This is a genomic window from Peteryoungia desertarenae (assembly GCF_005860795.2).
In the GTDB taxonomy this organism is placed as follows: Bacteria; Pseudomonadota; Alphaproteobacteria; order Rhizobiales; family Rhizobiaceae; genus Allorhizobium; species Allorhizobium desertarenae.
Genome location: NZ_CP058350.1, coordinates 3,434,428 through 3,456,569 on the forward strand (window position 1 = coordinate 3,434,428; position 22,142 = coordinate 3,456,569).

Annotated in this window: 23 protein-coding genes; 14 read left to right on the forward strand and 9 right to left on the reverse strand. The window is 58.8% G+C overall.

The annotated features are described in order from the left end of the window. Window positions 1–3 precede the first annotated feature (3 nt). The 4 genes from FE840_RS16680 to FE840_RS16695 form a co-directional block, all read right to left on the reverse strand. Window positions 4–1,917: an AAA family ATPase gene (locus FE840_RS16680; protein ID WP_138287747.1), complete on the reverse strand. Its 1,914-nt coding sequence runs from the start codon at window positions 1,915–1,917 to the stop codon at window positions 4–6. A 3-nt stretch (window positions 1,918–1,920) separates the two neighbouring features. After that, entirely contained in the window at window positions 1,921–3,072 is a 1,152-nt protein-coding gene (locus FE840_RS16685) for a hypothetical protein (protein WP_138287748.1), read from the reverse strand. A 31-nt stretch (window positions 3,073–3,103) separates the two neighbouring features. Further along, window positions 3,104–4,192: a hypothetical protein gene (locus FE840_RS16690; RefSeq protein ID WP_138287749.1), complete on the reverse strand. Its 1,089-nt coding sequence runs from the start codon at window positions 4,190–4,192 to the stop codon at window positions 3,104–3,106. A gap of 207 nt (window positions 4,193–4,399) precedes the next feature. Further along, on the reverse strand, window positions 4,400–4,774 hold the full coding sequence (locus FE840_RS16695; RefSeq protein WP_138287750.1) for a c-type cytochrome: 375 nt from the start codon (window positions 4,772–4,774) through the stop codon (window positions 4,400–4,402). Between the two features lie 289 nt (window positions 4,775–5,063). On the opposite strand from FE840_RS16695, the gene FE840_RS16700 reads away from it, so the two are divergent. The 8 genes from FE840_RS16700 to FE840_RS16735 all read left to right on the forward strand — a co-directional run bounded on the left by FE840_RS16700 (window position 5,064) and on the right by FE840_RS16735 (window position 11,992). Then, the gene (locus FE840_RS16700) at window positions 5,064–6,020 is read left to right on the forward strand and encodes a choline ABC transporter substrate-binding protein (protein WP_138287751.1); all 957 of its coding nucleotides are present in this window, start codon (window positions 5,064–5,066) and stop codon (window positions 6,018–6,020) included. A gap of 92 nt (window positions 6,021–6,112) precedes the next feature. Further along, window positions 6,113–6,988, forward strand: coding sequence for a choline ABC transporter permease subunit (gene choW / locus FE840_RS16705; RefSeq protein WP_138287752.1), 876 nt, complete (start codon window positions 6,113–6,115; stop codon window positions 6,986–6,988). Beyond that, window positions 6,985–8,040 carry a choline ABC transporter ATP-binding protein gene (gene choV, locus FE840_RS16710; protein ID WP_138287753.1) on the forward strand — a complete coding sequence of 352 codons (1,056 nt, stop codon included), beginning with the start codon at window positions 6,985–6,987 and terminating at the stop codon, window positions 8,038–8,040. The genes choW and choV overlap by 4 nt, the downstream gene beginning before the upstream one ends. Window positions 8,041–8,101: 61 nt before the next feature. Beyond that, window positions 8,102–8,848, forward strand: coding sequence for a HugZ family pyridoxamine 5'-phosphate oxidase (locus tag FE840_RS16715; RefSeq protein ID WP_138287754.1), 747 nt, complete (start codon window positions 8,102–8,104; stop codon window positions 8,846–8,848). Between the two features lie 113 nt (window positions 8,849–8,961). Continuing rightward, on the forward strand, window positions 8,962–9,279 hold the full coding sequence (locus FE840_RS16720) for an ArsR/SmtB family transcription factor (protein ID WP_138287755.1): 318 nt from the start codon (window positions 8,962–8,964) through the stop codon (window positions 9,277–9,279). A 460-nt stretch (window positions 9,280–9,739) separates the two neighbouring features. Further along, on the forward strand, window positions 9,740–11,068 hold the full coding sequence (gene aptA / locus FE840_RS16725) for an omega-aminotransferase AptA (RefSeq protein ID WP_138287757.1): 1,329 nt from the start codon (window positions 9,740–9,742) through the stop codon (window positions 11,066–11,068). Between the two features lie 160 nt (window positions 11,069–11,228). Beyond that, window positions 11,229–11,618 (forward strand): group II truncated hemoglobin, encoded by a 390-nt coding sequence (locus FE840_RS16730; RefSeq protein ID WP_138287758.1) that lies wholly within the window; start codon window positions 11,229–11,231, stop codon window positions 11,616–11,618. 2 nt (window positions 11,619–11,620) lie between these two features. Next, window positions 11,621–11,992 (forward strand): DUF423 domain-containing protein, encoded by a 372-nt coding sequence (locus FE840_RS16735; protein ID WP_138287759.1) that lies wholly within the window; start codon window positions 11,621–11,623, stop codon window positions 11,990–11,992. A 24-nt stretch (window positions 11,993–12,016) separates the two neighbouring features. Here the strand turns inward: FE840_RS16735 and FE840_RS16740 are convergent, their stop codons facing one another. The 3 genes from FE840_RS16740 to FE840_RS16750 are packed head-to-tail and all read right to left on the reverse strand — an operon-like array spanning window position 12,017 to window position 13,167. Next, window positions 12,017–12,436 carry a glyoxalase superfamily protein gene (locus FE840_RS16740; RefSeq protein ID WP_138287760.1) on the reverse strand — a complete coding sequence of 140 codons (420 nt, stop codon included), beginning with the start codon at window positions 12,434–12,436 and terminating at the stop codon, window positions 12,017–12,019. Between the two features lie 48 nt (window positions 12,437–12,484). Beyond that, a complete protein-coding gene (locus FE840_RS16745) occupies window positions 12,485–12,775 on the reverse strand; it encodes a hypothetical protein (RefSeq protein WP_138287761.1) in 291 nt (96 codons plus the stop codon). Next, window positions 12,772–13,167 carry a DUF2325 domain-containing protein gene (locus tag FE840_RS16750; RefSeq protein ID WP_138287762.1) on the reverse strand — a complete coding sequence of 132 codons (396 nt, stop codon included), beginning with the start codon at window positions 13,165–13,167 and terminating at the stop codon, window positions 12,772–12,774. Before FE840_RS16750 ends, FE840_RS16745 begins: the two co-directional genes overlap by 4 nt. Window positions 13,168–13,446: 279 nt before the next feature. Here FE840_RS16750 and FE840_RS16755 point away from each other — a divergent pair, with 279 nt between their 5' ends. Both FE840_RS16755 and preA read left to right on the forward strand, forming a co-directional pair. Then, window positions 13,447–14,808: an NAD(P)-dependent oxidoreductase gene (locus tag FE840_RS16755; RefSeq protein ID WP_138287763.1), complete on the forward strand. Its 1,362-nt coding sequence runs from the start codon at window positions 13,447–13,449 to the stop codon at window positions 14,806–14,808. Between the two features lie 26 nt (window positions 14,809–14,834). After that, window positions 14,835–16,148, forward strand: a complete 1,314-nt coding sequence (gene preA / locus FE840_RS16760) for an NAD-dependent dihydropyrimidine dehydrogenase subunit PreA (protein WP_138287764.1) — start codon at window positions 14,835–14,837, stop codon at window positions 16,146–16,148. A 166-nt stretch (window positions 16,149–16,314) separates the two neighbouring features. On the opposite strand, the gene FE840_RS16765 is transcribed toward preA, so the two are convergent. Next, a complete protein-coding gene (locus tag FE840_RS16765) occupies window positions 16,315–16,956 on the reverse strand; it encodes an exopolysaccharide biosynthesis protein (RefSeq protein WP_138287765.1) in 642 nt (213 codons plus the stop codon). A 128-nt stretch (window positions 16,957–17,084) separates the two neighbouring features. On the opposite strand from FE840_RS16765, the gene FE840_RS16770 reads away from it, so the two are divergent. Beyond that, window positions 17,085–18,023, forward strand: a complete 939-nt coding sequence (locus tag FE840_RS16770) for a DMT family transporter (RefSeq protein WP_138287766.1) — start codon at window positions 17,085–17,087, stop codon at window positions 18,021–18,023. Between the two features lie 7 nt (window positions 18,024–18,030). Here FE840_RS16770 and FE840_RS16775 read toward each other — a convergent pair whose 3' ends face one another. Further along, window positions 18,031–18,693, reverse strand: a complete 663-nt coding sequence (locus FE840_RS16775) for a TetR family transcriptional regulator C-terminal domain-containing protein (RefSeq protein WP_138287767.1) — start codon at window positions 18,691–18,693, stop codon at window positions 18,031–18,033. A gap of 282 nt (window positions 18,694–18,975) precedes the next feature. On the opposite strand from FE840_RS16775, the gene FE840_RS16780 reads away from it, so the two are divergent. The 3 genes from FE840_RS16780 to FE840_RS16790 all read left to right on the forward strand — a co-directional run bounded on the left by FE840_RS16780 (window position 18,976) and on the right by FE840_RS16790 (window position 22,142). After that, on the forward strand, window positions 18,976–20,229 hold the full coding sequence (locus FE840_RS16780; RefSeq protein ID WP_138287768.1) for a Zn-dependent hydrolase: 1,254 nt from the start codon (window positions 18,976–18,978) through the stop codon (window positions 20,227–20,229). Window positions 20,230–20,305: 76 nt separating this feature from the next. After that, window positions 20,306–21,760 (forward strand): dihydropyrimidinase, encoded by a 1,455-nt coding sequence (gene hydA, locus FE840_RS16785; RefSeq protein ID WP_138287769.1) that lies wholly within the window; start codon window positions 20,306–20,308, stop codon window positions 21,758–21,760. Window positions 21,761–21,776: 16 nt separating this feature from the next. Further along, the gene (locus FE840_RS16790) at window positions 21,777–22,142 is read left to right on the forward strand and encodes a hypothetical protein (protein ID WP_138287770.1); all 366 of its coding nucleotides are present in this window, start codon (window positions 21,777–21,779) and stop codon (window positions 22,140–22,142) included.

A 22,142-nucleotide genomic window follows, 5' to 3' on the forward strand; every position in this document is an offset into this window, starting at 1 on the left:
TCACTACCAACTCCCCTCCCCCTTCAGCCTCTCAATCTCGACAATCGCCCGTTCCCGCTGCTTTTCACGCCTTATGATCTCCTCAACGGCAGCGTCATCAGACTTGTCGGCATAGCGGAATTCGCTGTCGGCGTAGCGATTGATCTCCTGCAGGATCATCGGCAGCGTGATCGGGCCACGCAGCTCGGCGATCATCGCCTTTTTGTCCTCATAGGGCTTGTGCAGGAACACCTCGGGCGTTTCGAACCAGGCATCGGGAAGCTCGATATCCATGGCGCGCAGCTTGATCGCGTCGGTAATGTTCTTGATGGCACGACCGGTAAAGCGACCGTCGGCCTCCTTGATTGCGTGGAGATAAGCGCCAACGTCGGCAAGCGTCTCGATGGGGCCGTGGCTTTTCTGGAAACGGTCCCACACCGCAAGCAGACCATCCTCAGAGGGGCGATCATGGCCCTCGTAACTTGCTGAAACCGCTTTCTTGATCTCCTGACCGGCAAAAAGCTGGTGTTCGCCAAGCGGGATGGAATGGTTCTTGCCGACCAGCAGAGAGAAGATGTCGATATAGTCCTCCCGCGTTTGCGGGCCGTCGACCAGCCAGCGTGCACCGGCGCGCTGGCGAAGCGCATCATCGACCTTCTCGGGATAGTTGGAGAACATGCCGAAGGTGGCATTGCCGCGCACGACGGTGGAGGCCCCGGCAAAGCTCTCCATCAGGACGGCGGTAACCTCATGCTGGCCCGCAGAGGCCCGGTCATCGGAGCGTTTTGCGGTGACCTGGTCCACGTCGTCGATCGTCCCAAAACCGATGACGCGGGGATTGAGCACGTTGTTGACGAAGGCCTTGGCATTCTGACCCGACTTGCCCTGATAGGACGAAATCTGGTCGACGCCGAAATTCTCGTAATGGAAGCCGTAGCCCGCAACCTTGCAATAGTCGTTCAGGAGACCTGCCAGCATCTGAATGAGAATCGTCTTGCCGGTGCCGGGCATGCCGTCGCCAATGAAGGTGAAAAGAAAGCCGCCAAGCTCGACAAACGGGTTCATCTGACGGTCGAAATCATAGGCCATCAGCATCTTGGCGAGTTTCAGCGCCTGATACTTGGCAATGTGGTTGCCGATGATTTCCTCCGGCTTCTTGAAGGTCATCGACAGGGGCTTGCGTTTCGCTCCCGGCAGGACCTCAAAGCCATCCAGCGTAAAGTCATCGGCATCGATGCGGATATGGGCATTCTCGAAACTGCCAAGCCCGGTAAAGCGAGCCTTGCGCGACTGCAGGCCTTCGATCGCAAGCCGGGCGAAGGCACGGGTGCGATCAAGCAGGGTCTGATCATCACCCGCCCCGGCAAGGGTGACATCCAACCCGCCGACCAGTGATTTCAGCGCGTCCTGCGGGGTATCGAAATGAACGTCGACGCCGCGCGCCAGATCCACCGGCTCGCCATCGCCGGCAAGCGTCGAGACGAGATAGGCTGCAAGCGTAAAGGCCGCGATATACGCACTGGCGGCCAGAAGCGCCTTGAAGCGGGTCGCCTCCTCGCCCTGCAAGGGAGCGGATTGATTGCGGGCCTGAAGGCTCTCCAATTCACTCTGCCGGGCGAAGACGTCCGCCACCGCAAGCGCGATCTGCACTCCACGGCGAACCCGGAACACAACGGTATGCTGGGCGGGTGACATCAGCGGGTCACTGGCACCAGACGATTGCACAGTCTTCAAGAGTTCCACTTCACGGGTACGCCGCACCGATCCGGTGGAAACCGTCGAGACGAAGCGCCTGTTGGTACCGGCAAGTGCTGTTCCCTCTCGCCCGTCACCGTCATCGAGAAGAATGATGCGGGTCACCATCGCCTGAGCAACAGCCAGATGTTTCGCGATTTCGGCTTCGTGGATCGTCGTCAGGCCAGCATTCAACCCGTTCATTGCTCAAACCCCGCTGACAACCTGATTGCCGGAAATGACATGGACCTTGAAATCACCGAAGATCGCCTTGACGTCGCCCGAGGCATAAAGCGCCTGATAGGCATCATGGGGCACCAGCGCATGCTTCTGGTAAAAGGACACACCCATGCGAGCCGCCTCCAGATCATTCGTCTCGATATGGAATTCCTGCGTCGCCGGCGTCGACGAGAAAAAGCCTTTGCTTTCCGGGATTTCGCGCTTGGAAAACACCTCCTGAACGGTCCAGGTCATGACCCAGGCGTTTTCGACCTTCCGCACCCGCGACAGGATCTCGGTGACGCGACCGTGGTTCTCGGTGACGCCTGCCGAATAGAAGGGACCGATCACGACCCGCCGCACGGACTTCGGGTGCAGCGAGGGAAAATCCCGGTCCATATTGGTGGCGATCGTGGCCGGCGTCAGGGAAAAGGCGGAATTCTTGCCGACGAAATCGTCAAAGCTGCGGGCCAGGGCAGGATTGAGAAGTCCACCAACCGGCAGGGGGATATCGATCTGATCATTCAACTGCCCATCTTTGGAGACCAGCAGGCTGACCACATTTTCGGACGAATCCTCAATCGTCGCCAGATAGACCATCGGCAAGGTGCTTGTCCCGTCAAAGGCGCCCCATGTGACAAGGCAGCTCGGACGGCGGCTCCTGGGGTTCACGCTGACCTCAACCGTCTCCGGCAAAACCAGCGGCGAGAAGACCTCTCCCTTGCCAATCTGCTCCAGGTAAAGACGCTCGGCCATCTGCGTCTGCAAAGCTGCCGGAAACTCCCGCTGGCGCAGGATGAAATCCACCATCTCGGCCCGAAGCTCATCGGCAGCTGGAATGGCGGCCAGACGCTTCGCCGCCCCGGCCCCGTCATTTTCCAGCTCCAGCACATTCTGGAACACCGGAAACCCACTTTCGGCCCGAGAAATCCGGAACTGATCAACAAAGCCGATACGGTTCTCCCAACAGGCAAAGGAATTGCGCAGCCGGTCGACATAGGGGATCAGGAGCGAGCTGGGCGGCCCGTCGTCGGAAAGCCGCCCGGCTGCATTCCCCCAATGCACCTCAAGCCCGGCAAGTGCAGCCCGGATCGAATTGAAATACCGGCTAACCGCCGGAGTCCGCGTTGCAGCGTTCATGATGGGGTTCCCATGGCTGTCGTGGGTGACATCAGGGCTGGACGTATTTCGCCGAGTTGTGCTTGTCCATCACCGTCTGGAAGCGGCGGGCAAAGGCGTCGTCAGCCAGCTTCTTGCGGCGCTGTATGTCCTGCGTCGACAGCATGTTCTTCTCGTGCAGTTCAAGAAGATCGCCGATATGACGCTGGGCGGCGGCACCGATGCCGGCCATGGTCTCCTCCGCCGCCGTATCAACTTGGCTACCCAAGGTATTGATCCTATGGGCAACTTCCTGCTGGGCGGCAGTCTTCAACGAATCTTCCAGCGCCTTGTAGAGCACGATGCGCTGTTCGGTATCGATGGTCAGCTTGTTGATCAGCGTGTTCTGCGCAGCGATCTGGTTGTTGAGGCTGTCCACGAAGGTCTGGAACATGGACGTGTAGCGCTCCAGAGTCTGGCTCTCGGCCAGAAGCTCCTGTTCCTTCGCCTGGGCCTCATTATATTCGGTCGCAAGCTTTGAGCGCTCGGATTCCAGTTCGGTACGCTGCGACTGGTCGGTCGAGGCGGCAATCTTGTTCTCGATGTCGAGGAGCATGGGGTTGAGACCGTCGATCCGCGCCTGGGTTTCCTCAAGCGAGCTAATGGCCACCTTGCGGCGCTCGATGACCTGGATCAGGCTCGTCTCGGAATTCTTGTAGCGCTCTTCAAGGACATTCTTCTGGTCCCTGAGAATGCCGACAATGCTGTCGGATTTCGCCAGCAGTTCCTGCAGATTGCCGGCAAGCGACATGTTGCGGACGCGTTCGGTGCGCATGCGCTGAGCCCGCTGCTTGGAGAAGATACCGACGAATTTTTCGTAGCCGGTATAGCTTTTCATGCTTTCGAATTCGGCACCGAAGACATTCGTCGCGTCCTCAAGCCCGATGATCAGGTCGGCGATATTCGCCTCCATGACCTTCTGCTGCTCCAGTACATCGGAGATGCGCGCGTTCTCAATGTCGAATTCCTGATCGGTCAGCTTCGTGTCGCTTTTGGCGAAGCGGTCAAGCAAGGCACTCGACTTGTCCATTTTGCTGCGCATGTCGGAAACGACTTGGCGGGTTTTCTCGATTTCGCTGTCGAATGACTGCAACGTGGCCATGCAGGGTCCCTCTACCTTTTAAGCGCCGCTCAAGAACGAGCTTTGACTGATCGCGATACTTCGCGAAGTGGCATCACTCGGCAATGCCAGACACCTCCGAATTGCAACTTCACTTCCGATATGGAGGGTAGAAATGAAGAGCACAAGACAAAGCTCGCAATAACTGTGCCGACGCTCTTCTTCGTCGGCACAGAAACCAGTCTGATTTTACTGGCCAGCGACTGCCGGATCCTTGAGAAAGGCGATCAGATCAGCAATCTTCTTGTCATCCTTCAAACCGGCATAGGCCATTTTTGTGCCTTTTACGAGCACACGCGGCTGCGGCAGGTATTCGGCCATCAGACCCTCATCCCAAACCTTTCCTTCACCAAACGCAATCATGGCCGGCGAGTATTTGTAGTCGGCAACGGAGGCGACCGGACGTCCGATGACCCCCATCAGGCTCGGCCCTACGCGATTCTTGGCATCGGCGATGGAATGACAAGCCTGACAGGCCTTGAAGACCTGCGCACCGGCCTTGGCATCACCTTCGGCCAAAGCGGGGGCTGCGGCCAGGCTGAGAAGCACCGCTATTTTCGTCATCGAAGGTCTCATAGGCTCTCCTTTGGGCATGGTTACGTCGCGACAACAGCGACTCGCAAATGCAGCCGCGCCCCTGGCAGATGCCACATTTCAATATCGAAAAACCTTGATCCCCATCAAATTTGGAAGGATTTTCGGTGCGCCGGAATCCCCTGTATCGCAGTGCGAAAGAAACTCCTGAAAGTCGCATTTGATAGGGCGGAAGCGACGCAAATGCACCCGCATCCTTGCAATTGTGCGCTATTAACTGTTTGCTTGGGAACATCATAAAAAAACGGGAGAACTCGATATGACATTCACCACTACTGCTCGCCAGACCCTACTGGCTGCCGTTTCGATGCTTGCCATCGGGGCTGCACCCGCAATGGCGGCGGAAGCTGAAAGCTGCTCCACCGTGCGCTTCTCTGATGTTGGCTGGACCGATATCACCGCAACGACAGCCGTCGCCTCGGTTATCGCCGAAGCGCTGGGCTACGAGGCCGAAACGAGCCTTCTTTCCGTTCCGGTCACCTACAGCTCTCTGAAGAACAACGACATCGATGTCTTCCTCGGCAACTGGATGCCCACCATGGAGGCCGATATTGCCCCGTACCGCGAGGACAAGTCTGTCGAAATCTTCGGACCGAACCTTGAGGGCGCCAAATATACGCTTGCCACCAATGCTGCCGGTGCTGCCCTAGGGATCAAGGATTTTTCCGACATCGCCAAGCACAAGGATGCGCTCGAAGGGAATATCTACGGCATCGAGCCCGGCAATGACGGCAACCGCCTGATCATGGACATGATCGACAATAACCAGTTCGAGCTCGGCGAGTTCGAGATCGTTGAATCCTCCGAACAGGGCATGCTGGCGCAGGTCGCGCGTGCGGTGAAGGATGAAAAGCCGATCGTCTTCCTCGGCTGGGAACCCCATCCGATGAACTCCAATTTCGAGCTGACCTATCTTTCCGGCGGCGATGACGTTTTCGGTCCAGATTTCGGTGGCGCTACCATCTTCACAAACACCCGCGCCGGATATGTCGCAGAGTGCCCCAACATCGGTAAGTTCATCACCAATCTGCGTTTTTCGCTGCAGATGGAGAATGAAATCATGGGCAAGATCCTGAACGAGGGCAAGGAGCCGGAAGCCGCCGCGATCGAATGGCTGAAGGCCAATCCTGGCCCGGTTGCGCCCTGGCTTGCCGGTGTGACGACAAAAGACGGCGGCGATCCGCTGCCGGCAGTCAAGGCCGCCCTCGGCCTCTGACATCTGTCCTTCGAAAGTGGAACCGCGCGGCTGAAGGGGATTCATCTGCGCGGCCTCCCAGGCATTGAACCTGTGGCTGATCGGGGACAAGAATGGACTTTCTCACGGACTACAAACTGCCCATCGGGCAATATTCCAAAAACGCTGTCGACTGGCTGACCACCAATGTCGATTTTCTTTTTGACATCATTGCAGGCATATTGAGTTCCTCAATCGACGCCATGCTCTTCGTCCTTCAAGGACCCTTTCTCGAAGACACGGCTCTGGAAGACTTTTATCCGCTTTTCATGATTGTTGTCTTCTCGGCCATTGCATGGGCGCTGCGCCGCTCTGTCGGTCTCGTCGTTTTCACCTTTCTCGGCCTGCTGCTCATCTATAATCAGGGCTACTGGGATGAGACGATGGAAACACTCGCCCTCGTGCTCGCCTCGACAGCCGTCTGTATGGTCGTCGGCGTGCCGATTGGCATCGCCTGTGCTCGCAGACCGTGGCTTTACGCCGGAGTGCGACCGGTCCTCGACCTGATGCAGACCATACCGACCTTCGTCTATCTCATCCCGGCACTGATCCTCTTTGGTCTCGGCATGGTGCCAGGTCTGATTGCAACCGTGATCTTTGCGATCGCCGCTCCCATCCGGCTGACAAGGCTCGGCATCATATCCACCCCGCCCGCGCTGGTGGAGGCGGCGGTTGCCTTTGGCGCGACCCCGATGCAGGTACTGCGCAAGGTTGAACTGCCCTTCGCCATGCCACAGATCATGGCAGGCCTGACCCAGACCATCATGCTGTCACTTTCCATGGTCGTCATTGCCGCACTTGTCGGCGCCAATGGCCTCGGCGTGCCGGTCGTACGGGCGCTGAACACGGTCAACATTGCCCGCGGTTTCGAATCCGGCCTTTGCATCGTCATTCTGGCGATCATCCTCGACCGCATGTTCCGCATTCCCGGATCAGGAGACGACGCATGACGGACGCTGTCACCTTCAAGGATATCGACATCATCTTCGGCACTAATCCGCAACGCGCCATCGCCATGATCGACGAAGGCAAGACCCGTGCGGAAATTGGCGAGGAGACGGGGCTGGTGCTGGGCGTGGCGGGAGCAACACTCTCGGTCAAGGAAGGAGAAATCCTCGTCCTGATGGGCCTTTCCGGTTCTGGCAAGTCGACGCTCCTGCGCGCAGTAAACGGCCTCGCCCCCGTTGTACGGGGAACGGTGGGCGTGCGCACGGATAGTGGAACCGTCGATCCCTATAACTGCTCGGCCAAGGCACTGCGCGCCTTGCGCATGCGAACCGTATCCATGGTGTTCCAGCAGTTCGGCCTTCTGCCGTGGCGAACAGTCGCCGAAAACGTCGGCTTCGGACTGGAACTCTCCGGCATGCCGGAAGGCGAACGCGACGCCATCATCCGCGAGCAACTCGACCTTGTGAACCTCTCTGTCTGGGCAGACCGCAAGGTCGGTGAACTCTCAGGCGGCATGCAGCAGCGCGTGGGTCTTGCCCGCGCCTTTGCAACGGGCGCACCCATCCTGTTGATGGACGAACCCTTCTCGGCCCTCGACCCGCTGATCCGTACCCGCCTCCAGGACGAACTCCTCGAATTCCAGGCACGGCTGAAAAAGACCATTCTGTTCGTCAGCCACGATCTGGATGAAGCATTCCGGATTGGCAACCGTATCGCCATCATGGAGAGCGGTCGCATCATCCAGTGCGGAACACCGCAGGAGATCGTCCAGAATCCGATAGATCAATATGTTGCGGATTTCGTGCAGAACATGAACCCCATCAACATGCTGACCGCGGAAGATGTCATGACGCCCGGCATACAGATGAGCGACGCCCATGTCACGGCGACAGCCATGCCGACAACACCACTGGTCGAAATCCTTGATGCCCTGTCGCATGAACCAGGGACAATCGGCGTTGTTGACAATGGAAAGATCATCGGCACGATTGGCGCTCAGGATGTGGTGAGTGGCCTGACGAAGCACAGAAGGCGCCCTTCGGCTGAAGCGTGAAACCTCTGCTGTTCGGTCGACCATCTCATTTACCCGGTCGACCGAACAGCAGAGTGAAAAAATGCCTGACAAACCTTCCGTCCTGCGCGAGACAGATGAGGACGCACGCCGGCAGGCGCGCATCCTGCTGCGGGGCGCCCGTTTTGCATCCATTGGCGTGATTGACCCCGAAACCGGTTTTCCCTCGGTCAGTCGCGTCCTCCTGGGCATGGATCATGATGGCGTGCCGGTCATCCTCGTCTCCGCCCTTTCCGGTCATACGAAGGCACTGAACGCTGACCCGCGTGCATCCCTGCTGACGGGCGAACCTGGCAAAGGCGATCCCCTCGCCCATCCACGTCTCTCACTTCAGTGTAGCGCCGAAAGGGTCGAGCCGGGCAGTCCGATACATCAGCGAATCCGCAGTCGTTTCATCGAACGACATGCGAAGGCAAAACTCTATGTCGATTTTCCCGATTTCTGCTTCTTCCGCCTCATTCCAACCCAGGCCAGCCTGAATGGCGGCTTCGGACGCGCCTATGTGCTGCCCGGGGCAGATTTCACCATTGAACCCGCCGAAGGCGACCTGTGGGGTAACGAAGAACAGGTACTACTAGATTTAAGGTATAACAATCCGGATGCGGCATCGAGACTTGCGCTGCTGAAATTTGGAGCAGAGGCCAGAAATTGGGCGTTTTGCGGGTTGGACAGGGCCGGAATCGATTTGATTTCCGGCGACTTGCTGCTTCGATTCGAGTTTGCAAAACCTGTTTCAAATCGAAGCGAATTAACGTTAGAACTATCTAATTCAGAATACGCAGTACCTTAAATTTAGGCATATACAATCCTAATGTGGCTGATATTGTCATGTTTATTCCAATGTACCGCATTTCGAACGACTGCCATCCCCCCAAAGGCGCTCGACTAAGGAAAGTTGAACACATGAAAACCAAAGCATTGTCCGAACAGTCTGTTGCAGCCGCTGGCCTTCTTTCTGCCATGGCCAACCCGAAACGTCTGATGATTCTTTGCAGTCTCGTTGAAGGTGAAGTTCCAGTCGGTGTTCTGGCAAACCAGGTTGGACTCAGCCAGTCGGCCCTGTCACAGCACCTGTCGAAGCTGCGCGCACAAAAGCTGGTCAAGACCCGCCGCGATGCCCAGACGATCTACTATTCCAGCACGTCCGAGTCCGTGATCAAGATCCTGAGCACTCTGGAGGGCATTTATTGCCCGGCGGTCGCCAATAAAAATGCCGCCTGATGGTAGCGCTGGCATGCCAAGTGCATGTCAAACCTGATGCGCGCATTGATTGAAATATGACAAAGCGGCTTCGGAGCGATCCCTTCCAGCCGGCGATTAGACTTGAAAGCCTTGGCCTCACATAAAGCCAAGGCTTTTTGCTTGATGCGTATCGACTCGCTAGCCGCATCCTTGGAAACACCAAATGCCATCGGTGCAGGGCTTGTCTGATTGCCACCGTGGCCGCTTTCACCTTGCTCCTGCTTTAGCTCCTATCCCCAGGCTCGGCGTCGCATTCGGTACGATGGAGGCGCTATCCGAGACCATTCATCACGCAAAGCCGGAGCTTCCATGACGTTTCGTTATGGTGCCTTGACGCTTCGGGGTGCGCTGATAATTTGACCGGGCGATCAAATTTACAGTGGCTCAAACGCCGACAACCGGGATATGGCCCCCAACTGCCAAGGCCATGGAGAACACGATGTCCAACCGCCTCAATTCCACGCCAAACGACCTGCGCGCCTTCTGGATGCCGTTCACGGCAAATCGCCAGTACAAGAAGGAGCCGCGCCTTTTCGTCGGCGCCAAGGACATGCACTACACCACCCATGACGGCCGCCAGGTGCTCGATGGCACGGCAGGCCTCTGGTGTGTAAACGCCGGTCACTGCCGTCCGCTGATCACAGAAGCAATCCGCGAGCAGGCGGGCGAACTCGATTATGCGCCGGCCTTCCAGCTCGGCCACCCCAAGGCCTTTGAACTCGCAAACCGCCTGATCGACCTCGCTCCGGACAACATGGCGCATGTGCTCTACACCAATTCCGGCTCGGAATCGGTCGAGACGGCGCTCAAGGTCGCGCTTGCCTATCAGCGCGTGAAGGGGCAAGGGTCCCGCACCCGCCTGATCGGTCGCGAACGCGGCTATCACGGGGTCAATTTCGGCGGCATCTCGGTCGGTGGTATCGTCTCCAACCGCAAGATGTTCGGTACGCTTCTGACCGGCGTCGACCACCTGCCGCATACGCACCAGCCGGCCAAGAACGCCTTCACCAAGGGAATGCCGGAGCATGGCGGCGATCTCGCCGACGAGCTGGAGCGCATCGTCACCCTGCATGACGCTTCGACCATTGCCGCCGTCATCGTCGAGCCCGTCTCCGGCTCGACCGGCGTGCTCATCCCGCCAAAGGGTTACCTGCAGCGCCTGCGCGAGATCTGCACCAAGCACGGCATCCTGTTGATCTTCGATGAAGTCATCACCGGTTTCGGCCGCCTCGGCGCCCCCTTTGCCGCCCAGTATTTCGACGTGAAGCCCGACATCATGGTCACGGCCAAGGGCCTGACCAATGGCGTCATCCCGATGGGCGCGGTCTTCGTCACCGCCGAGATCCATGACGCCTTTATGCAGGGACCCGAGCACATGATCGAGTTCTTCCATGGCTACACCTATTCCGGCAACCCGATTGCATCCGCAGCAGCACTCGGCACGCTCGACACCTATCGCGACGAGAACCTGCTGACCCGTGCGGCCGAAATCGCGCCTTACTGGGAAGAGAAGCTGCACTCGCTGCGGGACTGCCCCAATGTCATCGATATCCGCAATCTCGGCCTGATCGGCGCGATCGAGCTGAAACCGATCGACGGCGAACCAACGAAGCGCGCCTTCAACGCCTTCCTGAACGCCTATAATGACGGCCTGCTGATCCGCACCACCGGCGACATCATCGCGCTCTCGCCGCCGCTGATCATCACCCACGAGCAGATCGACGAACTCTTCGACAAGCTGCGTAAGGTTCTGATGAACAACATCTGAGGCAGTTGGTTTTCGTGACCCGAACCGAAGGGAGCGGCCCTCATCAGCCGCTCCTTTTGCGTTGCGAGGCTCTGTGCCGCTTTGCCACAGTCTTGCGAAATGTCATTGCAGCAGACGATCAGGCCGGCGAAAAGGCAGAACGATCAGGAAAGGAACGCGCATGAGCGAGGAAGCGATCACGCTCTACGAGGCCATTGGCGGCGACGACACCGTCAAGCGCCTGTGCCGCCGGTTCTATGAGCTGATGGACACATTGCCCGAGGCATCGCACTGCCGTGCTGTGCATCCGGCGGACCTCACTGGCAGCGAGGAAAAATTCTATGACTATCTGACCGGCTATCTCGGCGGTCCGCCGATCTACATGCAGAAGCGCGGCCATCCGATGCTGAGACGGCGGCACTTCGTCGCCGAAATCGGGCCCGTGGAACGGGACGAATGGCTGCTTTGCTTCCGGCGTGCCATGGACGAGACGGTCGAAAATCCGAAGCTACGTGAGATCATCTGGGAGCCCATACTGCGCCTGGCTCATCACATGCAGAACAAGGAATGATCATGTCCCCAATCAAAGCCAGCTCCCGCGCCCTTATCGCTATTGCCGGTCTGGCAGGTGCGGCAGGGGTCGCACTCGCGGCAGCGGCAAGCCATGCCGGTGGAGAGGCATTGTTGCGCCCGGCCTCCATGATTTGCCTCGTCCATGCACCAGCCATCCTCGCGCTGGCTGCACTACAGGACCGGTTGCGTCTTGCCACAGTGTCAGCCTGGTTGCTGGTCGTCGGGACGCTGCTTTTTGCCGGAGACCTGGTCTCGCGCCACTTCGTCGGGAGCGGCCTGTTTGCAATGGCAGCACCGACTGGTGGAATGACATTGATTGCCGGCTGGCTGGTTGGCACAATCGGCGCTCTTCTGCCTCAAAAGAGCGCATGATTCAGTTTTCTTGGCTTGATGACCTCAGCCAACCCCGCTTTTGCTGACGTCGCCATGACCGTTGGCGAGACATTGGCCAAGACCGTCGGCGAAGATGAGCAAAAGCCCGTGGGGGTCCCGAAGGTGGAAGACTTGTCCCCCTGGCCCCTGCACAGACGGACGAATAACATCAATGCCCCTGCCACGAAGAGCGTCGTAGATTTGTCTTACATCGGGAAAGCGAATGATGACCGAACTGGCATGGCAAAGGCCAGGGTCGTGTGTGAGGCTGAAGTGCAATTCGACGCAACCGCGTCTGATGATCATGTAATCGTCATGGGAAAAGGGCATTTCCTCAAAGCCAAGATAGCTCCGGTAGAAATCGCTTGTCTGGGCGAAATCCAGAGATGGAAGTACCGGGACGATATCCATGCGTCTATCAGGGGTGAGATCGGCGCGATCCATGGTTGTTGTCCTGGTTCATCCTGCGCCGCCTCCCCCACCAAAAGCAGACTATGCCTGCCGGGTCGCATTCTTCTGCCATTTTGGCGCCGGAAATTCGATGATCTGGGCGGGAACCCTCTTTAGCCCGACACAAGCGGGATGTTTCGATCTTTCATGCAAGCCCGGCAAGGTGACGATTTCGCAATTCGTCACTTCGGCCCTTGCTGGGCATTCCGTCTCAGGTGTAGCACCGCAAACCAGCCCTGCCAGTTCCGGCAGCAATCCGTCCCCGCGCTGCTGCGCTATCGCATGAAATCCTGCAAGACCCCGCTGATCGCGGTTGGCACCATTGTCACTCATCCGTTTCCATTCCTCTCGCTCAATGTCTGCAGCGCTCGTTCCAGGCTGGACTTCGAACCATTGCGAAGCGGAATGAAGGTCTTGCCGAACTTCTTGCATCCGCTTTTGACCCGCAGACAGGCATCGTGGCTGATACAGTCGATGGGGCAGAAGACACAGTCGACCGAGGGCAGCACGGTGTCGATGCGGGAGACCGCTTCTCTCAAACCGCCGTCATGGTGAATGAGTTCCGCGCCGAAATTTGTTGCGATCTGACGAAGATGGGCAACCTGGCAATCCCGGCCACCGACATAGAGGAAGCTCTTCACTTCCGGCTGCGTCCGCTGCGGCAGCACCTCTGTCGCATTGCCGCCGGTCTTGCATGCGGCGTGCTTCGTCTTCTTCTTCGCCATACCATCCTCCTTCACGCCAAAGGATGTCCCGCGACAATCCCTTTCCTGTCCTCAGCCATACAAAACATGAGAAAAAGAGTAAAGTATATAGATGACTTTTTCGGTCATGTTTTTGCTGAACATTCGACAGGCATTTGCCTGGCAATTGCGCAAACGACGTCTGGAGTGCCTGCAAATCCTGGAGTTTTTCTCTGATTTTGATTTTTTTACCGTTTGATAAATTTTTGTTCCTGGATTACGCTTTGCCTATCGCTTCGAACACATAAAGAGGGAACTGCGATGCGAAGACTGGAACCGGGCCTCAAGGCCGGGCGGCTTGACGCTGCCGATTATGCAAAGAATTTTTCTGACTTGCATCCACGCCTCGGCGATCACGAGGCGCTTGTCGCCGCCGACCGCTGTTATTTCTGTCATGACGCGCCCTGCATGACCGCCTGTCCGACGGCCATCGACATTCCGATGTTCATCCGTCAGATCTCGACCGGCAATCCGCTCGGCTCGGCCAAGACGATCTTTGACCAGAACATTCTCGGCGGCATGTGCGCCCGCGTCTGTCCCACCGAAACGCTCTGCGAAGAGGCCTGTGTGCGCAACACGGCCGAGGAGCGCCCGGTCGAGATCGGACGCCTGCAGCGCTATGCGACCGACATTGCCATCGAACAGGGCCGCCAGTTCTACACGCCCGGCCCATCCACGGGCAAAACTGTCGGCGTGATCGGGGCAGGTCCCGCAGGTCTGGCTGCCGCGCATCGGCTTGCCATGCACGGTCATCAGGTCACTGTCTATGAAGCCCGCGAAAAGGCTGGCGGCCTCAACGAATACGGAATCGCCGCCTATAAGACGCCCAACGACTTTGCCCAGCAGGAAGTCGATTACATCCTGTCACTCGGCAACATCGACGTGCTTGATGGCCAGATGATGGGCCGCGATTTCACATTGGCCGACCTTCAGGCCAAGCATGACGCCGTCTTCATCGGGGCCGGTCTTGGCAATGTCAATGCGCTCAACATCCCGGGTGCCCAGATCAATGGCGTGCTCGATGCCGTCGAATTCATCGCCAATCTTCGCCAGGCGGACGATAAGGCAGACGTTCCGGTCGGGCGTGACGTCGTCGTCATCGGCGGCGGCATGACGGCCATCGATGCGGCAGTCCAGGCCAAGCTTCTCGGCGCGGAAAATGTCACCATCTGCTATCGCCGCGGCAAGGAGCACATGAATGCCTCCGAGTTCGAGCAGGATCTGGCAGCCTCGAAGGGTGTGCATATCCGCCACTGGCTGCAGCCGAAGGAAGTCGCCCATCACCACGGCCACTGCTCGTCGATCACCTTCGAATACACCCATCTCGAAAACGGCTTGATGAAGGGCACCGGCCACACAGTCGAGATCAAGGCGGACCAGATTCTGGTTGCCATCGGCCAGAAGCTCGACGGCCAGGGTCTTGACGGGCTTAAGCTCGAAGGCGGCAAGATCGCCATCGACGCCGAAGGCCGCACCTCGATCCCGGGAGTCTGGGCCGGCGGCGACTGCGCCTTCGGAGGTCAGGACCTGACGGTCTCTGCCGTCGCCATGGGCCGCGATGCGGCCGAAAGCATCAACCGCTCTCTCGCCGTCATGACGGCGGGCGTGACCGCAGTCGCATGACGCAACGCTTAGAGAGGATTTGAACAATGGCTGATCTTCGCAATAACTTCGTCGGCATCAAGTCGCCCAACCCCTTCTGGCTGGCCTCTGCCCCACCGACCGACAAGGCCTATAACGTCGAGCGCGCCTTCAAGGCGGGCTGGGGCGGCGTCGTCTGGAAGACTTTGGGCTCGGAAGGCCCGCCGGTCGTCAACGTCAACGGCCCGCGCTATGGCGCAATCTGGGGCGCAGACCGCCGCCTTCTTGGCCTCAACAATATCGAACTGATCACCGACCGCCCCCTGCAGGTGAACCTGCAGGAGATGAAAATGGTGAAGCAGAACTGGCCGGATCGGGCGCTTGTCGCCTCGATCATGGTGCCCTGCGTCGAGGAAGAGTGGAAGGCGATCCTGCCGCTCGTCGAAGAAACAGGCGCTGATGGCATCGAGCTGAATTTCGGCTGTCCGCACGGCATGTCCGAGCGCGGCATGGGGTCAGCCGTCGGTCAGGTGCCGGAATATATCGAAATGGTCGTGCGCTGGTGCAAGCAATATACCCGCATGCCCGTCATCACCAAGCTGACGCCCAATATCACCGATATCCGCAACCCGGCCCGCGCCGCCAAGCGCGGCGGCACCGATGCCGTGTCGCTGATCAACACGATCAACTCGATCGTATCGGTCGATCTCGACAACTTCTCGCCGAACCCCAGCATTGGCGGCAAGGGCAGCCATGGCGGCTATTGCGGCCCGGCGGTGAAGCCGATCGCGCTCAACATGGTCTCCGAAATCGCCCGCGACCCGGAAACCTATGGCCTGCCGATATCCGGCATCGGCGGTGTTACGACCTGGCGTGATGCGGCCGAATTCCTGGCGCTGGGTGCTGGCAACGTGCAGGTCTGTACCGCCGCCATGACCTATGGCTTCAAGATCGTCCAGGAGATGATCTCGGGCCTCAATGACTGGATGGATGCCAAGGGCCACCGCTCGCTGGATGATATCTGCGGACGCGCCGTGCCGAATGTCACCGACTGGAAGTATCTCAACCTCAATTATGTGGCGAAAGCCCATATCGATCAGGATGCCTGCATCAAGTGCGGTCGCTGCCACATCGCCTGCGAGGACACCTCGCACCAGGCAATCACCAGCATCGTTGATGGCGTGAGGAAGTTCGAGGTGATGGAAGACGAATGCGTCGGCTGCAATCTCTGCGTCAATGTCTGTCCGGTCGAAAACTGCATCACCATGGTCGGCCTCGAACCCGGCACGATCGACCAGCGCACCGGCAAGCCGGTCGACCCCAACTACGCCAACTGGACGACCCATCCGAACAATCCGATGGCGGTTCAGGCTGCGGAATAAGGGAAAGGCCGGCCGAGCAATGGTGGGGCGCGCGAGCGCCCCTTCTTTGTTTGACAAGTCGAACCAGGCGGGCGGGGCTGGTTTGGGCAAAAGGCTGTCGTTGCGGGCTATCGCGGCTGGAGCAAGATCACCCTGGACGGGAAGCGAGCCGGCGCTCGTCCGTCGATCACCCACCCAGTCCCGTCAGGCTCTGTCCGGCGCTCACAGCCAGAAGCACGATGATGCTGAAATAGAGAATTGTCGCAGCAATCAGCGCATAGCTGGCGGCCACCATCGCTCCGTCCCGCTGCGAAATACCAGCCGACATGCAGAGGATGGCGACGCCAGGCAGCGTATTGGAAAAGGGCACGAAACCAAGCGGTGCCATCAGAAGGACACCTGCCCCCGTCAACATCAGGCCGTTGATCCGGTTCATCAGCACACCCGTTGTCAGGAACGGCAGGCGCGGGCGAATATAGCGATCGACCTTGCGCAGGATGGTGACCCCGCGCTTAAGGACTGGAACCAGCTTTTCCCGGTCAAGCCGCCGATCGGCGATCTTCGACGGCAGCCAAGGCAAGCGATTGAAGGTGATCGCGATACCGATCAGCACAATGCCGGCACCAAACACTGTCGAAACGCCCGGGATCGACACGGGGACGAGAAAGGGCAAGGACAACAGGCCGCACAGGAGCAGGAGGCCGCTCTCCCCCATCTTCGACAGGATTTCGCGAAGCGTGATGTGTTCACCATCCATGGACTGGATTACATCTTCCAGCACATCGCTGGTCTTGCGGTCGGTATCTGCGAAGCCGATCGTGATTGTCATCAATTGCACTTTCCAGTAACTGCACAGGCGGAGTGGCCGCCGACGGGGCATCCTTCGGGGATCATGAAGCCAGATGAATGAGATTGCGGACCGGGTCAAGTGACAGCCTGCCCGCCAAGGAGGGCAGAATGTCGGAGACGGAAGCCGTAAAGCCGACCGGCAATGCCCTGCTGATCCATGCCAAGGGTCGGGAAAAGCTGAAGGCCCATCTCGCCATGCTGCTCTTCGCGGCCCTGATTGCCGGATCTTTCTCTTTCGGTGGCATGGCCGCACGCCACATGGATGCCGGTCCGCTGACGCTCTGGCGTTATCTGCTGACTGTTCTCGTCATGGGCTTGCTGACCTTTGCCGTCTTGCGCGTGCCCTTTTCCCTGCCCCGCCGCATCTGGCGCTTCGCCATCCTGGGTGGCCTGATTGCTGTCTATATGGTGACCATGTTCACCGCGCTGGAGTTTACCAGTCCGGTCCAGACGGGTGCGGTCTTTACCCTGATGCCGCTGATCAGTGCAGGTTTCGCCCTGATTTTCATTGGCCAGCGCACGCGGCCGGACGTCTTGTCCGCCCTGATCATTGCTGCCCTGGGTGCCATCTGGGTTATCTTTCGCGCCGATGTGGCAGCGATCCTTTCCTTTGATATCGGCACCGGCGAGCTGATTTACCTGGTCGGAGTGATCTGTCACGGTGCCTATGTGCCGCTTATCCGCAAATTCGGCCATGGCGAAAACCCGCTTGCCTTTGGCTTCTGGGTTATAGTCTTCACCATCCCCTGGCTGTTACCGGGTGGTGCTGTTCCTCTTGCCGAGACAGATTTTGCCGCGCTGCCTCTGACAGTCTGGGCCACGATCCTCTATCTCTCGGTTGTCACCACCGCACTGACCTTCATGTTGTTGCAATATGCCTCAATGCGTCTGCCAGCGCCGAAAGTGCTCGGCTATGGCTACCTGACGCCAACCTTTATCATCCTGCTGGAAGGTGTTCTTGGTAACGGCTGGGCATCGCCTGCCGTTTTCGTCGGCGCGCTGGTCACGGCAGCAGGATTGCTGGTCATGGGACTTCTGCGGGATTGAATAAGCATCAACTATCAGCGAGGGCGACATCCACCGGACGAATCAGTCCGTCGACAAAAAGCTGTTCCAGAAACTGTGCCGCCTGCTCGAAGCGATCGTCGCCGTCCTGCCCTGGGCCGAGGACCGCTTTCACCTGAACATCGAAGTCTGCGTAATGCTGGGTCGTTGACCAGATGGAGAATATCATGTGTCTCGGATCGCAATGTCGGATCTTGCCAGCCTTGATCCAGGCCTCGATGACCTCGGCCTTTTCGTCAACCAGCTCCTTCAGCGGCCCTTCGAGAACACCGATGATATGCGGCGCGCCCTGCAGCACTTCATTGGCAAACAGCCGGCTTTCCCGGGGAAAATCGCGTGCCATTTCCAGTTTGCGGCGGATATAGGAGCAAAGCTCCTCCTCCGGATCACCATCGGCGTCAAATGCCTTCAGCGGCTCCAGCCAGTTTTCCAGCACACGGTCGATCAGGGCGCGATGCATCGCCTCCTTGGTCCGGAAGTAGTAAAGCAGATTGGGTTTCGACATGCCCGCGACGTCTGCGATCTGGTCGATCGTGGAGCCGTGAAAGCCACGCTGCGAGAAGACTTCGAGAGCGGCTTCAAGGATGATTTCTTCCTTCTCTTCCTGGATGCGGGTTCGCCTCAAGGTTTGCGCTGCTCTCGGTATCGCCATTTCCACCCCACCCAGCCAGTAAAGTCTTGATATAAAACAAGAATACTGACGCACATTTTGTGAGCAATTGCCCAGTTTTTTGTCGTGATTTTTTCCGATTTTCGGCTTGAGTGCCGCGCCGGAAGCTGTAATGTTTTACCAGTCGGTCAAATTATTGGACAGTTGCAGAAGAAAGGCAACAACCGATAGGCAAGTGGAAAGAACAAAACAATCCGCTCGCCACGACAGGGGAATAGTCGGACCACGAAACGTGGCCGCATGAGAACAGGTGAGGATAATCGGATGACGGCGCAAACCGGCACGAACCTGCGTGTGAACGGAGATCGGCTCTGGGACATGCTGATGGAAATGGCGAAGATTGGCCCCGGCATTGCCGGCGGCAACAATCGCCAGACCCTGACAGATGAAGATGCCGAAGGTCGCAGACTGTTTCAGCGCTGGTGCGAGGACGCTGGTCTCACCATGGGCGTCGACCAGATGGGCACCATGTTCATGACGCGCGCGGGCACCGATCCGGATGCCCTTCCCGTCTATGTCGGGAGCCATCTCGACACCCAGCCGACAGGCGGCAAATATGACGGCGTGCTCGGCGTGCTGGCCGGCCTCGAGCTGGTGCGCACCATGAATGACCTCGGCATCAAGACGAAGCATCCGATCGTCGTGACCAATTGGACGAACGAGGAAGGCGCACGCTTTGCGCCAGCCATGCTGGCATCCGGCGTCTTCGCTGGCATGCACACACTCGACTACGCCTATAACCGCAAGGATATGGAGGGAAAGAGTTTCGGCGACGAGTTGAAGCGCATCGGCTGGCTGGGCGATGAGGAAGTGGGCGCACGAAAGATGCATGCCTATTTCGAATACCATATCGAACAGGGTCCGATCCTCGAAGCCGAGCAAAAGCAGATCGGCGTGGTCACCCACTGTCAGGGCCTCTGGTGGCTCGAATTCACCCTGACTGGCAGGGAGGCCCATACCGGCTCCACGCCAATGAACATGCGCGTCAATGCCGGCCTGGCCATGGCGCGGATCCTGGAAATGGTCCAGGAGGTCGCCATGAGCGAACAGCCAGGTGCCGTCGGCGGCGTCGGGCAGATGAAATTCTCGCCGAATTCCCGCAATGTGCTTCCGGGCACCGTCGTCTTCACCGTCGATATTCGCACGCCGTCACAGGAAAAGCTCGACCGAATGCGTGCCAAGATCGAGGCACAGGCGGCCGAAATCTGTGCTGCCCTTGGCGTCGGCTGTTCGGTAGAGGCCGTTGGCCATTTCGATCCCGTCACTTTTGACGAAACGCTGGTTGCAAGCGTCCGGAACGCCGCCGAACGCCTCGGCTACAGCCACATGAACATCATCTCCGGCGCCGGCCACGACGCCTGCTGGGCCGCAAGGGTTGCGCCTTCAACCATGATCATGTGTCCCTGTGTCGGCGGCCTGTCGCACAACGAGGCCGAGGAGATCTCGAAGGACTGGGCCGCAGCGGGCTGCGATGTCCTGCTGCAGGCCGTTCTGGAGACAGCGGAGATCGTCGCGTGATGAAAGGCTCGCTCCGCACTATGCCTCAACGAAGAAAGTGCGTCACAATCAAGAACACCAGACGGGGAGAGACAACATGAGCACAGTCATCAAGAACGGGACCATCGTTACCGCCGATCTGACCTACAAGGCTGACATCAAGATCGAGGGCGGCGTGATTGTCGAGATCGGGCCGAACCTCTCCGGTTCGGAAGTGCTCGATGCCACGGGCTGCTATGTCATGCCGGGCGGGATCGATCCGCATGTGCATCTGGAAATGCCCTTCATGGGCACCTATTCCGCCGATGACTTCGAAAGCGGGACCCGTGCCGGTCTGGCCGGTGGCACGACGATGGTCGTAGACTTCTGTCTGCCGGCACCGGACCAGTCCCTTCTGGAAGCACTGACCATGTGGGACAACAAGAGCGGTCGCGCCAATGCCGACTACTCTTTCCATATGGCGGTGACCGGCTGGAACGAGCGCATCTTCGACGAGATGAAGGTGGTGGTTCAGGAAAAGGGCATCAACACCTTCAAGCATTTCATGGCCTATAAGGGCGCGCTGATGGTGAATGACGACGAGATGTTCGCCTCTTTCCAGCGCTGCGCCGAGCTCGGCGCCCTGCCGATGGTGCATGCCGAAAACGGCGATGTCGTTGCCTCGATGACGGCCAAGCTGCTCGCCGAAGGCAATGACGGACCGGAAGGCCATGCCTATTCTCGTCCGCCGGAAGTCGAGGGCGAAGCGACCAACCGCGCAATCATGCTGGCCGACATGGCGGGCGTGCCGCTCTATGTCGTGCACACCTCCTGCGAACAGGCCCATGAAGCGATCCGCCGCGCCCGCGCCAAGGGGATGCGTGTTTATGGCGAGCCGCTGATCCAGCATCTGACGCTGGATGAAAGCGAATATTTCAACAAGGACTGGGACCACGCCGCCCGCCGGGTGATGTCGCCCCCCTTCCGCAACAAACAGCATCAGGACAGTCTCTGGGCCGGCCTGCAGTCAGGGTCGCTGTCAGTCGTCGCAACCGACCACTGCGCCTTCACCAGCGAACAGAAGCGCTATGGCGTCGGCAATTTCGCCAAGATCCCGAATGGCACCGGCGGCCTGGAAGATCGCATGTCGATGCTCTGGACCCATGGTGTCAACACCGGTCGCCTGACGATGAATGAGTTCGTTGCCGTGACCTCCACCAATGTCGCCAAGATCCTGAACATCTACCCGAAAAAGGGCGCGATCCTCGTCGGCGCCGATGCCGATATCGTCGTCTGGGATCCGAAGCGTTCAAAGACGATCTCGGCGAGCACTCAGCAGTCTGCGATCGACTACAATGTCTTTGAGGGCAAGGAAGTGACCGGCCTGCCACGCTATACGCTGACACGCGGCGTGGTCGCCATCGAAGAAGCAACCGTCAAGACGCGCGAGGGCCATGGCAAGTTCATCAAGCGCGAACCCTTCACCGCCGTGAACAAGGCCCTTTCGACCTGGAAGGAACTGGTCGCTCCCCGCAAGGTGGAGCGCACCGGCATTCCGGCAACCGGGGTCTGAGATGCAAGGGGGGCGATTGGTATCCGTTCTGGTTCTGGCGTCCCTGGCCCTGCCGGGGACGCTGAAGGCAGACGTACTGCCGCTTGGCGGCAGCTTCGGCACGGCAGACGGATGCCTCTATGCCCGCACGGGTGTTCCCACGAACGAAGACACTCTGTTCCTCCTGACGCCAAACGAAGTCGCGACCGCCGTTTCTGTCTGCCAGTTCCGCAAGGTGCTGGCGAGCAGCGCCAGGGGCTACGCCGTACAAGCCGCCTGCAGCGCTCGCGACAGCGGCGAGCAGGCCGACATCGAACTTGATATCCAGGTCTCGGAATACGACCGGATCACGGTAAAGCTTGCCGAAGGTGCGAGCTGGGGGCCGTTGGGACGGTGCCCATGA

Coding starts and splice junctions, on each gene's coding strand:
- FE840_RS16680 (WP_138287747.1), bottom strand. CDS start 1,917: ATGAACGGGTTGAATGCTGGCCTGACGACGATCCACGAAGCCGAAATC.
- FE840_RS16685 (WP_138287748.1), bottom strand. CDS start 3,072: ATGAACGCTGCAACGCGGACTCCGGCGGTTAGCCGGTATTTCAATTCG.
- FE840_RS16690 (WP_138287749.1), bottom strand. CDS start 4,192: ATGGCCACGTTGCAGTCATTCGACAGCGAAATCGAGAAAACCCGCCAA.
- FE840_RS16695 (WP_138287750.1), bottom strand. CDS start 4,774: ATGACGAAAATAGCGGTGCTTCTCAGCCTGGCCGCAGCCCCCGCTTTG.
- FE840_RS16700 (WP_138287751.1), top strand. CDS start 5,064: ATGACATTCACCACTACTGCTCGCCAGACCCTACTGGCTGCCGTTTCG.
- choW (WP_138287752.1), top strand. CDS start 6,113: ATGGACTTTCTCACGGACTACAAACTGCCCATCGGGCAATATTCCAAA.
- choV (WP_138287753.1), top strand. CDS start 6,985: ATGACGGACGCTGTCACCTTCAAGGATATCGACATCATCTTCGGCACT.
- FE840_RS16715 (WP_138287754.1), top strand. CDS start 8,102: ATGCCTGACAAACCTTCCGTCCTGCGCGAGACAGATGAGGACGCACGC.
- FE840_RS16720 (WP_138287755.1), top strand. CDS start 8,962: ATGAAAACCAAAGCATTGTCCGAACAGTCTGTTGCAGCCGCTGGCCTT.
- aptA (WP_138287757.1), top strand. CDS start 9,740: ATGTCCAACCGCCTCAATTCCACGCCAAACGACCTGCGCGCCTTCTGG.
- FE840_RS16730 (WP_138287758.1), top strand. CDS start 11,229: ATGAGCGAGGAAGCGATCACGCTCTACGAGGCCATTGGCGGCGACGAC.
- FE840_RS16735 (WP_138287759.1), top strand. CDS start 11,621: ATGTCCCCAATCAAAGCCAGCTCCCGCGCCCTTATCGCTATTGCCGGT.
- FE840_RS16740 (WP_138287760.1), bottom strand. CDS start 12,436: ATGGATCGCGCCGATCTCACCCCTGATAGACGCATGGATATCGTCCCG.
- FE840_RS16745 (WP_138287761.1), bottom strand. CDS start 12,775: ATGAGTGACAATGGTGCCAACCGCGATCAGCGGGGTCTTGCAGGATTT.
- FE840_RS16750 (WP_138287762.1), bottom strand. CDS start 13,167: ATGGCGAAGAAGAAGACGAAGCACGCCGCATGCAAGACCGGCGGCAAT.
- FE840_RS16755 (WP_138287763.1), top strand. CDS start 13,447: ATGCGAAGACTGGAACCGGGCCTCAAGGCCGGGCGGCTTGACGCTGCC.
- preA (WP_138287764.1), top strand. CDS start 14,835: ATGGCTGATCTTCGCAATAACTTCGTCGGCATCAAGTCGCCCAACCCC.
- FE840_RS16765 (WP_138287765.1), bottom strand. CDS start 16,956: ATGACAATCACGATCGGCTTCGCAGATACCGACCGCAAGACCAGCGAT.
- FE840_RS16770 (WP_138287766.1), top strand. CDS start 17,085: ATGTCGGAGACGGAAGCCGTAAAGCCGACCGGCAATGCCCTGCTGATC.
- FE840_RS16775 (WP_138287767.1), bottom strand. CDS start 18,693: ATGGCGATACCGAGAGCAGCGCAAACCTTGAGGCGAACCCGCATCCAG.
- FE840_RS16780 (WP_138287768.1), top strand. CDS start 18,976: ATGACGGCGCAAACCGGCACGAACCTGCGTGTGAACGGAGATCGGCTC.
- hydA (WP_138287769.1), top strand. CDS start 20,306: ATGAGCACAGTCATCAAGAACGGGACCATCGTTACCGCCGATCTGACC.